The organism is Massilia sp. IC2-278 (assembly GCF_020708045.1).
Lineage (GTDB): Bacteria > Pseudomonadota > Gammaproteobacteria > Burkholderiales > Burkholderiaceae_D > Telluria.
The window spans coordinates 101,787-118,250 of sequence record NZ_JAJFES010000013.1 but is presented as its reverse complement, the minus strand read 5'-3'; the positions used below and the strand labels follow the sequence as shown (position 1 = coordinate 118,250).

The 16,464-nt window shown below is 65.6% G+C and carries 10 protein-coding genes; 6 read left to right on the top strand and 4 right to left on the bottom strand.

All coding sequences use genetic code 11. The annotated features are described in order from the left end of the window. The first annotated feature begins 25 nt into the window (after nucleotides 1-25). From guaB to LK540_RS19965, 5 genes are all read left to right on the top strand, one after another. Nucleotides 26-1,486: an IMP dehydrogenase gene (guaB, locus tag LK540_RS19985; RefSeq protein WP_229439074.1), complete on the top strand. Its 1,461-nt coding sequence runs from the start codon at nucleotides 26-28 to the stop codon at nucleotides 1,484-1,486. Between the two features lie 203 nt (nucleotides 1,487-1,689). Continuing rightward, nucleotides 1,690-3,300, top strand: a complete 1,611-nt coding sequence (gene guaA / locus LK540_RS19980) for a glutamine-hydrolyzing GMP synthase (RefSeq protein WP_229439073.1) — start codon at nucleotides 1,690-1,692, stop codon at nucleotides 3,298-3,300. A 558-nt stretch (nucleotides 3,301-3,858) separates the two neighbouring features. After that, nucleotides 3,859-6,024 carry a hypothetical protein gene (locus tag LK540_RS19975; protein ID WP_229439072.1) on the top strand — a complete coding sequence of 722 codons (2,166 nt, stop codon included), beginning with the start codon at nucleotides 3,859-3,861 and terminating at the stop codon, nucleotides 6,022-6,024. Nucleotides 6,025-6,131: 107 nt separating this feature from the next. After that, nucleotides 6,132-7,955, top strand: a complete 1,824-nt coding sequence (locus LK540_RS19970) for a hypothetical protein (RefSeq protein WP_229439071.1) — start codon at nucleotides 6,132-6,134, stop codon at nucleotides 7,953-7,955. A gap of 11 nt (nucleotides 7,956-7,966) precedes the next feature. Further along, nucleotides 7,967-8,674: a hypothetical protein gene (locus LK540_RS19965; protein WP_229439070.1), complete on the top strand. Its 708-nt coding sequence runs from the start codon at nucleotides 7,967-7,969 to the stop codon at nucleotides 8,672-8,674. A 214-nt stretch (nucleotides 8,675-8,888) separates the two neighbouring features. Here the strand turns inward: LK540_RS19965 and LK540_RS19960 are convergent, their stop codons facing one another. Next, nucleotides 8,889-10,313: an MFS transporter gene (locus LK540_RS19960; RefSeq protein WP_229439069.1), complete on the bottom strand. Its 1,425-nt coding sequence runs from the start codon at nucleotides 10,311-10,313 to the stop codon at nucleotides 8,889-8,891. A gap of 368 nt (nucleotides 10,314-10,681) precedes the next feature. Here LK540_RS19960 and LK540_RS19955 point away from each other — a divergent pair, with 368 nt between their 5' ends. Beyond that, nucleotides 10,682-12,661, top strand: a complete 1,980-nt coding sequence (locus LK540_RS19955) for a U32 family peptidase (protein WP_229439068.1) — start codon at nucleotides 10,682-10,684, stop codon at nucleotides 12,659-12,661. 74 nt (nucleotides 12,662-12,735) lie between these two features. On the opposite strand, the gene ftsZ is transcribed toward LK540_RS19955, so the two are convergent. From ftsZ to LK540_RS19940, 3 genes are all read right to left on the bottom strand, one after another. Then, entirely contained in the window at nucleotides 12,736-13,869 is a 1,134-nt protein-coding gene (ftsZ, locus tag LK540_RS19950; protein WP_229439067.1) for a cell division protein FtsZ, read from the bottom strand. Nucleotides 13,870-14,105: 236 nt separating this feature from the next. Next, nucleotides 14,106-14,906, bottom strand: a complete 801-nt coding sequence (gene eutC, locus LK540_RS19945) for an ethanolamine ammonia-lyase subunit EutC (protein ID WP_229439066.1) — start codon at nucleotides 14,904-14,906, stop codon at nucleotides 14,106-14,108. 10 nt (nucleotides 14,907-14,916) lie between these two features. Next, entirely contained in the window at nucleotides 14,917-16,308 is a 1,392-nt protein-coding gene (locus tag LK540_RS19940; protein ID WP_229439065.1) for an ethanolamine ammonia-lyase subunit EutB, read from the bottom strand. Between the last annotated feature and the right edge of the window lie 156 nt (nucleotides 16,309-16,464).

Below are 16,464 nucleotides of genomic sequence, written 5' to 3'. Positions count from 1 at the left end.
GCTTTTGCGCCTATAGGAAAATGCTATGCGTCTACTCCAAAAAGCACTCACGTTCGATGATGTGCTGCTCGTCCCGGCCTACTCCAATGTTCTTCCGGCTGACACTTCCCTCCGTACCAAGCTGACCCGGAACATTACGCTGAACATCCCGCTGCTGTCGGCAGCGATGGACACCGTGACCGAGGCGCGCCTGGCCATTGCGATGGCCCAGGAAGGCGGCATCGGCATTATCCACAAGAACCTGCGCCCGGCCGACCAGGCCCGTGAAGTCGCGCGTGTAAAACGTTTCGAAGCCGGCGTGCTGCGCGACCCGATCACCGTCCCGCCGACGATGAAGATCCGCGACGTCATCGCCCTGCAGCACCAGCATGGCTTCAGCGGCTTCCCGGTCGTCGAAGGCAAGCAGGTGGTCGGCATCATCACCAACCGCGACTTGCGTTTCGAGGAAGACCTGGACGCGGAAACCCGCACCAAGATGACCCCGCGCGAGAAACTCGTGTACGTGAACGAAGAAGCGGACACCGAAGAAGCCAAGCGCCTGATGAACAAGCACCGCCTCGAGCGCGTGCTGGTCGTCAACGACGACTTCGAGCTGCGCGGCCTGATCACCGTGAAGGACATCCTGAAGTCGCACGAGCACCCGTTCGCATCGAAAGACGCGCAGGGTAAGCTGCTGGTCGGCGCGGCGGTGGGCGTGGGCGAGAAGGACCGCGAACGCGTGGAACTGCTGGTCGCCGCCGGCGTGGACGTGCTGGTGGTCGACACCGCCCACGGCCACTCGCAAGGCATCCTCGACGCCGTCAAGACCATCAAGACCCGCTACCCGCACGTGGACGTCATCGGCGGCAACATCGCCACTGCGGCCGCCGCCAAGGCGCTGGTCGAGGCCGGCGCGGATGCGGTGAAAGTCGGCATCGGCCCTGGCTCGATCTGCACCACCCGTATCGTCGCCGGCGTTGGCGTGCCGCAGATCACCGCGATCTCGAACGTGGCCGAAGCCCTCGAAGGCACCGGCGTGCCTTGCATCGCCGACGGCGGCATCCGCTTCTCGGGCGACGTCTCGAAAGCTTTGGCAGCAGGCGCCTCGACCGTCATGATGGGTTCGATGTTCGCCGGTACCGAAGAAGCCCCGGGCGAAGTGATCCTGTACCAGGGCCGCAGCTACAAGTCCTACCGCGGCATGGGCTCGCTGGGCGCGATGGCCGAAGGCTCGGCCGACCGCTACTTCCAGGACGCCTCGGCCAAGGCCGAGAAGTTCGTCCCGGAAGGCATCGAAGGCCGCGTTGCCTACAAGGGCAGCGTGCTGGCGATCATCTACCAGCTGGTCGGCGGCGTGCGCCAGTCGATGGGTTACTGCGGCTGCGCGACGATCGACGAACTGCGCGAGCGCGCCGAATTCGTCGAGATCACCTCGGCCGGCATGCGCGAATCGCACGTCCACGACGTCCAGATCACCAAGGAAGCGCCGAACTACCGTTCGGAATAATGCTCCATAAGCGGCCGATAACGGCCGCTTTTAGTATTGGCTTCTGCCACGGTCCTGGCCGCTCGCGTTGCGATAAAACGCACCGGCGACCACGACTGGTTTTCGTAGGGTGGGCACCTGTGCCCACGCGGTCTCACCTGCTGATGGACGGCGACGCAAACCCTGCCCACGAACGACAACATTCTTACTTTTTGACGGCCTCAATGCACTCCAAAATCCTCATCCTCGACTTCGGCTCCCAGGTCACCCAACTGATCGCCCGCCGCGTCCGCGACGCCGGCGTCTTCTCCGAGGTCTTCCCCTACGACATCGGCGACGACTTCGTGCGCAACTACGGCGCCTCCGGCGTCATCCTCTCGGGTAGCCACAACTCGACCCTGGAAGGCGACTCCCCGCGCGCCCCGCAAGCCGTGTTCGAACTCGGCGTCCCGGTCCTCGGCATCTGCTACGGCATGCAAACCATGGCCGCGCAGCTCGGCGGCAAGGTCGAAAACGGTAAAGTGCGCGAATTCGGCTACGCCGAAGTGCGCGCCCGCGGCCACACCAAGCTGCTGAACGGCATCAACGACTTCGTCACGGGCGAAGGCCACGGCATGCTGCGCGTGTGGATGAGCCATGGCGACAAGGTCCTGGAGATGCCGGAAGGCTTCAAGCTGATGGGCTCGACCGACAGCTGCCCGATCGCCGCCATGGCCGACGAGGAGCGCCGCTTCTACGCGCTGCAATTCCACCCGGAAGTCACCCACACCACGCAAGGCGAAGCCATCATCGGCCGCTTCGTGCACGAGATTTGCGGCTGCAAATCCGACTGGAACATGCCGGACTACATCGGCGAAGCCGTCGAAAAGATCCGCGCGCAAGTCGGCAGCGATGAAGTCATCCTCGGCCTGTCCGGCGGCGTCGACTCCAGCGTGGCCGCCGCCCTGATCCACCGCGCCATCGGCGACCAGCTGACCTGCGTGTTCGTCGACCACGGCCTGCTGCGCAAGGACGAGGGCAAGATGGTCATGGACATGTTCTCGAAGAACCTCGGCGTGAAAGTGCTGCGCATCGATGCCGAAGACCAGTTCATGGGCCACCTGGCTGGCGTGACCGATCCTGAGCAGAAGCGCAAGATCATCGGCCGCGAATTCGTCGAAGTCTTCCAGGTGGAAGCGGGCAAGCTGACCAATGCGAAATGGCTGGCGCAGGGCACGATTTATCCGGACGTGATCGAATCGGCCGGCAAGGGCAAGAAGGGCCAGACCATCAAGAGTCACCACAACGTGGGCGGGCTGCCTGAGACGCTGAACCTGCAATTGCTGGAGCCGCTGCGCGAACTGTTCAAGGATGAGGTGCGAAAACTCGGCGTGGCGCTGGGTCTGCCGCATGACATGGTCTACCGTCATCCGTTCCCGGGGCCGGGCCTGGGCGTGCGTATCCTGGGTGAAGTAAAGAAGGAGTATGCGGATCTGCTGCGCGAGGCGGATGCGATCTTCATCGAAGAGCTGAGGAATACGCCGTTCGAACTGCCAGCTGTTGCCGGGATCGATCCGGGCAAGGCGCCGGTGAACTGGTACGAGGCGACTTCGCAGGCGTTTGCGGTGTTCCTGCCGGTGAAGTCGGTGGGTGTGATGGGCGACGGGCGGACTTATGAATACGTGGTCGCGCTGCGCGCGGTGCAGACGCTGGACTTCATGACGGCGCAGTGGGCGCATCTGCCGCATTCGCTGCTGGGGAAGGTGTCGAACCGGATCATCAACGAGGTGCGTGGGTTGAATCGCGTTGTGTATGATATTTCGGGGAAACCGCCGGCGACGATTGAGTGGGAATGAGGTTTCCTGCAGAAATTTTGCGTATGGTTTGAAAAAAGCTCGCTTCGGCGAGCTTTTTTTTTAGCTTAACCAATTCCAGGACAGTCGCCTTCGGCCCATTCAGTATTGATATTCGACCGCCCAAGGTCGTTCAATCGCTAATGGAGCTTGCCTTTAACGCCAGGTCCGGGTTCAAAGCCCGGCTGTAACAATAACGTGTCTCAACAGTGTCACGCACTGCTTAACCATTTTGCACTCCGTCCTTCGTCGTCAGGCACCTCTCGCCAAGGCCCGATACGAATCTAAATCAGCGTCAAGAATATTGCCGGCTTCGTCAGCATGGCGAAGGCCCGCGAACGCGCGGCATCGCCGAATGCGACAGTCTTTGTCGCAGCGTGCCGGAGAATCCAAGGCGCTGCACAGTCGAATCTTGAAATCATGCCCATGTTTATGCTTTTCATGAATTAAATATTTATGAAACGCAACATTTGGAGAGTATTGTGACAGAATCCGCAAAATATAATCCATCCCGCCTGTCGGCCATTGGCCCGGCTTGACTAACCATCGCTGCTTCGAACCATGCAAACACCCGAACTCCTGCTGACTAAACTCAACCAGGCACTGCGCGAACTGCGCGGCGCAGCCCGCGAGCTGGAGGATACCAGTCTCGACGAAAAGATACTGCCGATCATGCGCCGCCTGATGCTTGCCGAAATGATGAGCAGCCGCCAGCCGATCGCCGTCGGCGGCACGCAAGGCGCAGGCAAGACAACGCTGGTGCGTACCATGTACGGACTCGGCGAGAACGATCCGTGGCTGCCGGCCAACGAGGGCCGGGGCGAAACGATGCCGGTGCTGATCGAGGAAGATCCTGATTGCGAAACGCCGCACGGGTTCCTGCTGATGCTCGTGGCCACCGATGCCGACGGCCGCTACTTCGAGATCCAGGAACGCCGTTGCGACGACAGCCGCAGCTTCGTCGATGCCTGCCGCGGTGGCGGCACCAACGTCCTGCTGCCCGTGCTGCATGTCCCGCCGCGCTTCTTCGGCGGCGGCGGCCCGGTCCTGCTGCTGCTGCCGGGTTATGAAAAGCGCTCGCGCAAGAACGAAGAGTGGCAAGACCTGATGCGCCAGGCGCTCATCGGCGCCAAGGGCTGCATCATCGTTACCGACTCGACCCGCCTGGCAAGCCAGGCCCAGCAGGACATCGTCAAGGATATGCTGGCCGGCGAATTGCGTACCGCGCGGCCGATCATCGTAGTGGCCAAGACCGAAGCGCTGGCTGGAAACCGGCAGCGTCTGGACGAATTGCGTGCGAGCGCCGTCGAGGCATTCGGTCTCGACGCCGAGCATGGCGCCGCCCAGGTCCTGTGCGCCGGCGTCAATGCGCCCGGCGCCACCATCGACTATCCCGCCATCTGGATGCCGGAGCTGGCGGCACGCCTGCACGACATGTCCCATGCCGGCGCCGTTTCGCGTCAGGAACAGCTCGCCTATCTCGAACAGATCCTGGCTACCGACCTCACCATGGTCGTTGGTGGACTGCGCAACCAGGCGACGATGCACTTCCGCCAGTCCGGCACCGACGACGGCGCCCAGGAAACGATCGCCGCCTGTCTGCATGCCTTCGACGAATCACGCAAGGAATTGCGCAAGCAATATCAACGAGAGGTCAAGGCGATCGTCGACACCCACCTGAGCGAAGCGGACAAGGAACTCGACAAACGGCTCACGGATGAGCATGAAGGCTTCCTCAACAAGATCAAGAATTTCGGATCGACGTCTACCGAGGACAAGAATCGCATCGAAGCGTCCGTTCTGGGAGCCTGGAGCAAGCCTGGCTCGCTCGCCCCTGCCTATACCGCGGCGCTGGGCACGCTGACCAGCGCCGTTGGGCCAAAACAGTCGCAGGAGGCGGTGCTGTCGGTGGGCACGCCGCTGCAACGGCTCGGCTATGTAGATGCCGGCGGGAAACCGGTCACATCCGAATTCGCCGACAAAGATGTTCAGGATAACTTGCGCGCGCTAATGCAGAGCAAGGCGGGCGACGTCACCACCGGCGCGACCAACCACAAGCTCGAGGATACCGCCGCTCTGCTGCCGGTGATGGCGCTCGAATACACCCGGATCGCGTCGGCCATTCCCGAGCTGGTGCGGGTCGACAGCAGCACGATGCAGGAAATCCCTGGCGGCGACCTGACCCAGGCAGCGCAGAGCATCAGCAAGCAGTTCGGCGAATTTTCGGAGGCAACCCGCGGTATCCTCAAAGGGGTGGCGGCGGTCATGGCCGTCGATATCGCGGCCGACGGCCAAGCCGACATCATCAACGGCGTGCTCGGCATTGGTTCGGGCGGGGCTGCGGCCGGAGGGGCGGCCGCGGCGGCCGGCATGACGGTCGGCGGCGCTGTTGCCGGCGTGTTCGCGATCGGCTTCCTCGCTCACACGGCAATGAAGGAGATGCGCAACTACGATGACAAGGTCGGACAGGTCTCGCGCCGCATGCTGCGCAGCATCCATGACCACTATACGATGCACTATAACGAGCGCTTCGACGACATCATGGACCAGGTGCAGGCGCGCCTGAAGGAAGGCCTGCGGCGACGCTATGGCATGGACCAGCGGCTGGTCAAGCGCGACCGCCTGACCAAGGCGCTGGCCGACGTCAAGACGCTGCAGCAGGACCTGCTGTCGCAGCTGGCCCAGTCCGGCCAGAGCCTGGTGCTCTTCCGCAGCAGCGACGCATGAGCGCGGTCGTCGACAGGGGAGGAGCGCATTCGAGCGGTCTGTATGCCGACAGACTCGGCTGGGCACACCGCGCCTACCAGCGCTTTATCAACGCACTCAGCCCAGAAGTGCGCGAACACTTGGTCGGTGGCGACGGCGTGCACGAACCCTATGTCGCCGTGTACGGCAAGACGCAGGTGGGCAAGACCACGCTCCTGCTCGAACTGATGGAAGTGCGCGAAAGCGCACAGGCCGGCATCAGCGCCGTGCTGCGTGGGCGCCGCGAGTACGGCAAGTCGGCGACGGCAACCGCGATGGAATACCGGCGCTCGCCGGACAACGACTGGCATCTCGATGTTGGCGCCGGCCCGGTCGTCTACGCCGATGACAACGCGATGTGCGATGCGCTCGGTGCCTTGCGCCAGGCGATGAGCGAGCGCAAGCTCCTGAGCGACGATCCGGTAGTCGTGTCGATTCCTTCCGACCGCTTCCAGCGTTCGGCCGATGCGGGCCTCAACGTGCGCATGCTCGACCTGCCCGGCGATAACCCGACCGACGAGGTCGAGCGCGTTCACGTGGCGCGCATGGCCGAGCGCTACGTGCCGCACGCGGACCTGATCCTGTTGGTCGGGCGCGCCGACGACTTGTCCTTCCTCGACCCGGCCGCGCTGGCGCTGCCCGGCATCAAGGACTGGCAGTACGTGCCCAACCGGTTCCGCATCGTCACGACGTATTCGTTCACGCCGCAATCGGTCCAGCAATACGCACGCCAGCTGGACGGAGCGCCCGATCCGGCCAGGTTCCGCGAACGCCTGCTGGGTCAGGTCGATACCTTCGGCCTGCCGCTGGCGCCCGAGGCGCGCGAACCGCACCGCTTCTACCCCCTCGAGTTCGGGCAATCCTGGCAAGCGATGCTTGACGTCGACCTGGACTTCGCGGCGCGGCTGGCGCCGGTGGTGGCGCAGGTAAGGGCCGAGCTGCACGCGGACATCCGCGCCTCCGCCAACGAGGCGAGCCGGTTCCGCAATGCCTGCGACATCCACATCGTCGCGCGCCGCCAGCAGGAGGCAGGAGTCCAGCAGGCTCAGGCCACGATGGAGCTGCTGGGGAGGGAGCTCGCGCAGGCCGAGGCTGGACACCGTGTGTCCGTCAAGGGCGCGCAGGGGGCCGCGAAACGCGCGGCCGCCGCGCGCGCGCGCCTTGCCGAGCGCGCGCACGTCGAAGCGGTGATTGCGCAGGTCGCCAAAATCGACGTCGACGAGCAGGCCGGCCTGGTCGACCGCCTTGGCACGAATACCACCTACCTGTATGGCAGGATGAGTCAATTCGAGGATTGGCTGCGCAAGGCGTTCCTGGCGCGGGAACCGGACGATCACGCGCTCGCCTTCTTCGGCCAGAGCGCGCCGGACATGCAGGGCCAGGTCATTGCCCTGAACCGTATCGTCGAGGACGAGTTTTCCTCGTTGCGCAGCCGCATGAACGGCTACTGGCGGGACGAGTATTACCCATCGATGTCGAGCAGCTTCGCCGACGACACCTCCGAGCTGCGCGCCGCTATCCGCGCCTGTGCCGAAAAGGCGGGCAAGCTCGCGCACAAGGACTGGACCAGGCAGTTCAAGGTGCGTCTCGCCCAGCTGGAAACCGAGGCCAACACGGCGGACGCCGAACGCGCCGCGCTCGACCAGGTCGCCAAGAGCCTGCTCGAGCAACAGCAGTCCTTGATGAACCAGCTCGACCGAACCCGCAGCGAGCTGGACGCACGGAGCGCGCGGCTCAAGCAGGACGGCGCCCTCGCGCAGCGCTTCAGGATCATGCTCGACCAGGAATACCTGGCGGAAATGCGCTCGCGGCGTGCGGCGCTGGCCGCGAGCAGGTCGCCGCTGAACTCCCTGTCCATCCTGCTGTCGATCGCTCTTCTGCAGGAAGAGCGTCTCAAGATCAAACCTACTTGAAAAAACCAACCATGAATTTCCAGGACAACGAAGAACAAGCGCTCCAGCGCAGCATCGAGCAGCAGGAGCAGGCGATGGCCGCCGTGCTGGGCCGCATCATCCAGGCGCCGCTGGCGCCAATCTGCGAGGCGCTCGAGGAAGTACAGGAGCAGCTGTACCAGCAGGAGAAGGCCGGCAAGATGCTGAACATGACCATTAGCGCCAGCGTTACCGAGGCCGTCGAGGAAAGCACGCTTCGCCTCAACCGCAACCTGGCCGGCGTCAAGCACACGGTCGACGAGATGCGCGAGCAGGCCGCCAGCCAAGCCACGGCCCTGGGTAACGGGTTCGCCGCGCAGGCCGATCATCAAACGCGCCTCGATGCGGGGATCGCCGGGCTGCGCGACGCCGGCCAGGCCGGCACCGACCGGCTGCTGCGCGACGTAACGGGATTGGGGCGTCAGCAGGCTCAGTTGACCGAACGTGTGGATGCGCTGCAACCGGCGTTAGCGCCCCGCCTGGACCGGCTGCAGGCCGCAGTCGATGATTCTGCGCGCGATATCGCCGACGCGTATGCGAGTTTCTCCGACAAGCAAAAAGCCATCGTCAGTGCGGTAGTGCAGCAAGAACTCGCTCTGCAGCTGGCGCCATTGAACAAGCGGTCCGGCTGGCTCGCAGCGATGTGCGCTGCGAGCCTTCTGTCATCGCTGGCAGTGCTGGGTTTGGCCTTGCTGCGCTAGGACCAGTGGACCGCGACTGGGGCGAATGGCCGGCAGCGGCCGCTGCGTACCGTCGGGCGCACCAGCGAAAAATGCGGGAAGAGGGGCAGCGCCGCATCGCTAGCCAGCGACAGACTTGGCAATAGCAGCTGCTCAATCTACAGCCACCTTTTTCGCTCCAGAACGTACCAGACGAAGACAGCGCCCGACCAGCATCAAACTCGGCCGAATCCGCCTATCGCGGCGGCGTATTGCCGGGCCGGACCCAGGCAAAGGCGCAAACCGCAGCCGCCGCCGCACTGCCAGCACACACCATCAACGCCACATGAAACGGCGCCAGCAAAGCGCGCCCCTGCGCAGTCAGCACCACACCCAGCATCGCCGTTGCGATCAGTCCGCCGCCACGCGCCACCGCGCTATTGAAGCCGGATGCAATCCCGGTATGGCTTCCATCCACCGACGACAACACCGCCGTGGTCAGCGGCGCCGCCACGCAAGCCATGCCCAGCGCAATCACTAACAAGGCCGGCAGCACCGTCGCCGCATAGCTGCCATTGCCAATGCGCAGCGCTAGCAGGAAGCCGCCGGCGACAATCAGCGAACCGACGGACAGCGGCAGGCGCGAGCCGTGGCTGGCGGCCACGCGTCCCATCAGCGGCGAGCCGATCGCCAGCACGACCGGAAAGGGCAGCAGCGCCGCACCTGCCTGCCTGGCCGAGTACCCCAGGGACTGGATCAGCACGAACGGCACCAGCAGCATCAGCGCGCCGAGCGCGCCGTACAGCAGGAAGGTCATCAGGTTCAAGCCGGAAAACGCGCTCGAACCGAACAGTTTCAGGGGCAGCATCGCGCGCTCGCCGGCGCGCCGCTCGATGCACAAAAAGGCCAGCAGGATCACGACGCCGGCCGCCAGCGCCATGCCGGCCCACGGGGTCAGGTGTTTTTCTGCCGACGCGTCGGCCAGGCCCCAGGTGAGGCAGGCAAGACCCAGGCTGGCGAGTACGGCCCCGAGCGGATCGAGCGCAACCGGCTTGTCGCGGGTGTTCCCCGGCACGAAGCGCCAGGCCATGAACATCGCCAGCGCCGCGATCGGCAGATTGATATAGAAGACCGCGCGCCAGCCCATGGTGTCGATCAGCCAACCGCCCAGCAATGGTCCGATCGCCCCGGCAGCGGCGCCGGCCGCAGCCCAGGTACCGACCGCCCGTCCACGTTTTTTCCCCTGGAAGGTCGCGCTCAGGACGGCAAGGCTGTTCGGCAGCAGCATGGCCGCGCCCACACCTTGCAGCAGCCTGCCTGCCACCAGCAGCGCCAGGCTCGGCGCGAGCGCGCAGAGCAGGGAGGCCAGCGCAAACACGCCGATGCCGGCCACGAGCATGCGCTTGCGCCCATAGCGGTCGCCCAGCGCGCCGCCCAGCAGCAGAAGCGAACTGAGCGGCAGCAGGTAGCCGTTGACGACCCATGACAGGTCGGCGCCGCCGCCGGCGAAATCCCGGCCGATCGCCGACAAGCCGACGTTGACGACCGAGCCGTCGATGAAAGCCAGGCTGCTTGCCAGGATCGAGGTGCACAGCACCAGGTTCGGATGTGCCGGTGCCTTGTCATGGGCGCGTGCGCTAGCGGCGAGCGTGCGGTCGCAATCGATGGGCAGGGTGCTCAAGCGCACGCCCCGAAGGGTTGGTGTTCATGTAATGGCGGCATGACGGCATCGTGCTGCCCGATAACGGCGGCGTCTGTTCGGATGCACACACATCAGGTGCCGGTGAATGGCGAGAGCAGGGTGCAGGCGCCTGCCTGACTATCCTCGTCGCCGGCCCATGCTGGCGTTACCAATCCCCCCAACAACATGTGTAAAACGCACCCTTTCTAGTTCTTCGAAAGCTGGCGCGCAACCAGTAGGTTGCTGCTGCATTGTGCGAGGCATGACAAGGTTCGGAACTGGCGTTGAAGACTTATATGCCGGCCTCGCTGGTGACATGGTTTGCCTTCAAAGCTATACTTCAAGGCTCCGTCGACGAGGAACGCGCCATGTCTCTACTTGACCACCAGCTCGAATTGCTGTCGCCCGCCAAAACCGCCGAGATCGGCCGCGAGGCCATCCTGCATGGCGCCGACGCCGTCTACATCGGCGGCCCGGCATTCGGCGCCCGTCACAACGCCAGCAACTCCCTCGAAGACCTAGCCGGCCTGGTCCAGTTTGCCCACCGCTACCGCGCCCGCATCTTCGTCACGATGAACACGATTATGCACGACGCCGAGCTCGACCTCGCGCGCAAGCAGGTCTGGCAGCTGTACGAGGCGGGCGTCGATGCGCTGATCGTCCAGGACATGGGCCTGCTGGAACTCGACCTCCCGCCGATCCAGCTGCACGCCAGCACGCAGTGCGACATCCGTACCGTGGAGAAAGCGAAGTTCCTGGGCGACGTCGGCTTCTCGCAGCTGGTGCTGGCACGCGAACTGACGATAGCCCAGATCCGCAAGATCCGCGCGCAGGTCGACACGCCGCTCGAATACTTCATCCACGGCGCCCTGTGCGTCGCGTTTTCCGGCCAGTGCTATATCTCGCATGCCGACACCGGCCGCAGCGCGAATCGCGGCGACTGTTCCCAGGCCTGCCGCCTGCCTTATACGCTGACCGATATCCAGGGCGGTGTCGTAGCCTACGACAAGCACCTGCTGTCGATGAAGGACAACGACCAGAGCCGCAACCTGGAGGCGTTGATCGACGCCGGCATCCGCTCGTTCAAGATCGAGGGCCGCTACAAGGACATGGGCTACGTGAAGAACATCACGGCCCACTATCGCCTGCTGCTCGACGAGATCCTCGAGCGCCGCGCCGCGGGTCGATCCGGTTTCGTGCGCGCCGCCAGCGGCCACACGCAAGTCTTCTTCACGCCCGACGTCGACAAGAACTTCAACCGCGGCCACACCGACTATTTCGCCCAGGGCCGCCAGGACGACATCGGCGCCTTCGATTCGCCGAAGTACCTGGGCGTGCGCGTGGGCGCCGTCAGCAAGGTCGCGCCGGATTTTGTCGAGATGATGACGGACGCACCGCTGGCCAACGGCGACGGCCTGAACTACATGAACAAGCGCACCAGTGTCGGCATCGGCGTGAACACGGTGCAGAAGCTGGGAGAGAGCGAGGAGGGCCAGCGCTGGCGCGTGTTCCCGAACGAGCCGGTCAGCGCCTTGCCTGGCCTGAAGCCCGGCACCGAAGTCCACCGCAACCGCGACCACGGGTGGGAAACGGCGCTCACCAAACGCTCGGCCGACCGCAAGGTGGCGCTGCACCTGACGCTGTCGGAAACCAAAGGAGGCCTGGCGCTGACCTTGCGCGACGAGGATGGTATCGAGACGGTGACGCATGCGCTGCTGGCGCTGCAGCCGGCGCACAATCCTGATCAGGCCGATGCAGCGCTGCGCACCAGCCTGACCAAGCTGGGGAACACGATGTTCGAAGCCGACGGCATCGTCTTGAATCTGTCGCACCCGTGGTTCGTGCCTGCCGCCGCCATCAATGCACTGCGGCGCGATGCGGTGGCGGCGCACGAAGCGGCCAGGTTGCAAGCGTGGGAACGCCCGGAGCGCAAGGCGCCGGTGGAACCGCCCGCCGTGTATCCGGCGACCCAGCTCTCGTACCTGGCCAACGTCTACAACGACAAGGCGCGCGCCTTCTACCACAAGCATGGCGTGGGCCTGATCGACGCGGCCTACGAGGCGCACCAGGAAGCGGGCGAGGTGTCGCTGATGATCACCAAGCACTGCCTGCGCTTCTCGTTCAACCTGTGCCCGAAACAGGCCAAGGGTGTGCAGGGCGTGCAGGGCCAGGTGCGGGCCGAGCCGATGACCTTGAAGTCGGGTGAGGACACCTACACGCTGCGCTTCGACTGCAAGCCCTGCGAGATGCACGTCGTCGGCGCGATGAAGCCCGGCATCCTGCGCTCGCCGCCGCCGTCCGCCGTGTCCTATAGCCCGCTGACCTTCCATCGCCAGCGGCCCGTGTAAAGTCAGGCGGCCCGTCTCATTTCGCCGGCGCTACCAGTGTGCCGTGCATCCGGCCATCCTGCGCCGGCCGATTCTCAGCCCGGCTGGCCATCCTCGCCGCCCGGCCCGGCCGACTGGCGCGACGACGCCCCGGCCCGCGACTCGTACTGCGCCGCTCCCTGCCGCACCTGCGAGTGAAGCGCGCCCTGGCGCAGCACCGGCTGCGATGGCGCGCCCGGGCGCGGCATCGACAACCTGCGCGTCCCAAGCGGCAGGTCGCTCGGCCGGGTCAGCCCGGTGGCCACCACCGTCACCCGCATGGCGTCGCCCAGCGTCTCGTCGTACACCGCGCCGAACTTGATGATCGCGTCTTCGTTGGTCTGGGCGCAGACCGTATTCATCACGAGCTTGGTTTCGCGCAGCTTCAGCGTTTCTTCCGAGGCGGCGATGTTGACCAGCACCCCGCGCGCGGCGCGCAGGTTGGCGCCATCGAGCAGCGGGCAGGCGATGGCCTCGGCGGCGGCCTTGGCGGCGCGGTCGTCGCCGGCGTGTTCGGCCGAGCCCATCATCGCCATGCCGGTCTGGCGCATCACCGTGCGCACGTCTTCGAAATCGACGTTGACCATCCCCGGCACGACGATGATTTCCGCGATCCCGGTCACGGCCTTGCTGAGCACTTCGTCGGCGGCGGCAAACGCCTGTTTTTGCGTGACGTCGTCGCCCAGCACTTCTTCCAGGCGGCTGTTCAGGACCACGATCAGCGAGTCGACGCAGCGCGCCAGCGTCGCGATGCCTTCCTCGGCCACGCGCATGCGCCGCGGGCCTTCGAAGTCGAAGGGCTTCGACACCACGGCAAGGGTCAGGATGCCCAGCTCGCGTGCCACTTCGGCCACCACCGGGGCGGCGCCGGTGCCGGTGCCGCCGCCCATGCCGGCGGTGATGAAGACCATATCGGCGCCCTTGAGCGCATCGGCGATGCGCTCGCGTTCGCGGGTGGCGCATTCGCGTCCGACGGCCGGGTCGCTGCCGGCGCCAAGGCCGCTTTCGCCGAGCTGGATGCGCTGCTCGGTGCGGGTGGTCGACAGGGCCTGCGCGTCGGTATTCGCGCAGATGAATTCGAAAGTGGAGGAGCCGGTGGGCGCCATGTGGTTGACGGCGTTGCCGCCGGCGCCGCCGATACCGATGATCTTGATGACCGTCGCCGGCTGGGTAATTGTGGATTCGGACAAGGAACACTCCGTTTGTAGAATTAGCGGTCGGCCGCACGCGCGACGGCCGCGCACCACCCAGGATGCGTGCCGGCGGATGCCGAGGCCATTAGACTACTTGCTGTTCAGCGCACGCGAAAGCGTATAAAGGTTTCAATCGAAACGATTTGTAAGAAGCCGTGCAATCGGACGAAAACCTTGTCAACACGCGGCCGTTTGCCGGCTGCGCCCGTTTGCCGCCATCGTGGCGGCGCCGGTCAAAGCAGGAAGCTGCCCACATCGCCGCCCAGGCGCCTGGCCGCGACCGTACTGTCATCCTTGAGATGCACGCCGGAGAGCTGCCGCCTGTGCGCCTCGGCCAGCAGGTAATGCAGCCTTGCCGCCGCGTCTTCGATGCACAGCCCGGCCGGCCTCACGTTCGAGATGCAGTTGCGGCGTTCGTCGGTCAGGCCGACGCGCGGCGCCCAGGTCAGGTACAGGCCCATGCTGTCGGGCGAACTCAGGCCCGGCCGTTCGCCGATCAGCACCAGGACGATCTTCGCGCCGAGCAGTTCGCCGACCTCGTCGCCCACGGCCACGCGGCCCTGCTGCACGATCGCGACAGGCGCCAGCGGCCATGCCAGCGCCTCGAGCCGCGCATGCAGCGCCTGCAGCAGCGGTGCGGCATGGCGCATGATGGCGAGGGCCGACAGACCGTCCGCGACGACCACGGACAGGTCGTATCGGTCTTCGTTCACCGCGCCGCCGTGCCGGGCGCGCAGCAATTGGCGCGACGCCGCGTCGAGTTGCCGGCCCAGGTCGGGCCGTTGCAGGTAGATGTTGCGGTCCGCTGCTGCGCTGTGCAGCAGCAGGGGGCAGGGCGCGGCCGGCCAGGCGGGCGCCAGGGCCGCGCCCAGTTGCGCCGTGTCGAGGGCGCCGTGCACGGCGTCGCGCGCACGCGCATGGCCGAGCTGGAAGTCGAGCTGGGCGCGGGTGGGCTGGCTGGCGCCGCTGTGGCCAAGCCCGATGCGGGCGGCGGTGAAGCGGTGCAGTGCCTGCCAGGGATCGAGGTCGGTCATGTCGGCTCCTTCAGGGCAGCTGCAGCAGCGCTTGCGCGAACGGCGCCGGCAGCGCGCGGCCCAGCGTGGGCGTCGCATCGCCGGTAAAAATGCCCAGCTCGCGCAGCCAGGCGTGGAATTCGGGCGCCGGCAGCAGGCCGAGCGCACGGCGCGCATACAGGGCGTCGTGGAACGAGGTGGTCTGGTAGTTCAGCATGATGTCGTCGGCGCCGGGCACGCCCATCACGAAGGTGCAGCCGGCCGTGCCCAGCATCGTCAGCAGCACGTCCATGTCGTCCTGGTCGGCTTCGGCATGGTTGGTGTAGCAGACGTCCACGCCCATCGGCAGGCCGAGCAGCTTGGCGCAGAAGTGGTCTTCCAGGCCGGCGCGGATGATCTGCTTGCCGTCGTACAGGTACTCGGGCCCGATGAAGCCGACGACCGAATTCACCAGCAGCGGGTCAAAAGCGCGCGCCACCGCGTAGGCGCGCGCCTCGGCGGTCTGCTGGTCGAGGCCGTGGTTGGCGTTGGCCGACAGGGCGCTGCCCTGGCCGGTCTCGAAGTACATGAGGTTGTCGCCGAGTGTGCCGCGGCGCAGCGAGAGGGCGGCGTCGCGGGCTTCGCGCAGCAGCGCCAGGTCGATGCCGAAGGCGGCGTTGGCCGCCTGAGTTCCGGCAATCGACTGGAACACGAGGTCGACCGGCGCACCGCGTTCGATGGCGGCGATGGTGTTGGTCACGTGGGTCAACACGCAGGACTGGGTCGGAATCGCATAGCGGGCGATGATCTCGTCGAGCATGTTGACGAGCTTGATCACCTGCTGCCCGTTGTCGGTGGCCGGGTTGATGCCGATGACGGCGTCGCCGCTGCCGTACATCAGGCCGTCGAACAGGCTGGCCGCGATGCCGGATGCGTCGTCCAGCGGGTGGTTCGGCTGCAGCCGCGTCGACAGGGTGCCGGGCAGGCCGATCGTGTTGCGAAAGCGCGTGACGACGCGGCATTTGCGGGCGACCAGCACCAGGTCCTGGATGCGCATGATCTTCGACACCGCGGCCGCCATCTCCGGCGTGATGCCCGGGGCGATTTGTGCCAGGCGCGCCGCGTCGGCCTCGTCGCCGAGCAGCCAGTCGCGGAAATCGCCCACCGTAAGATGGCGGATCTGCGCAAAGGCGGCGGCGTCGACGCCGTCGACGATCAGGCGCGTCACCTCGTCGTTTTCGTAAGGCACCACCGCCTCGTTCAGGAAGGTCGTGAGCGGCAGTTCGGCCAGGGCCATCTGCGCCGCCACGCGCTCTTCGCCCGTACTGGCCGCCACGCCGGCCAGGTAGTCGCCGGAGCGCGCGGGCGTGGCCTTGGCCAGCAGCTCGCGCAGGTCGGCGAAGGCATAGGTCCGGCTACCAACTTGGTGGGTGATCCAACTCATGGCGCGCTCCATAGTGCTTGCACAAAAAGCTCTGGCCGTCCTGCCGCATTACCTCGGCAGGACGGCTTATCCTGCCACATTTTCGCGCCGCGCGGACAGTGCGCCGCACCGGCTTTTTTCCACATGCCCGGACCTCCCGCAGATTCTCCTTGCAAG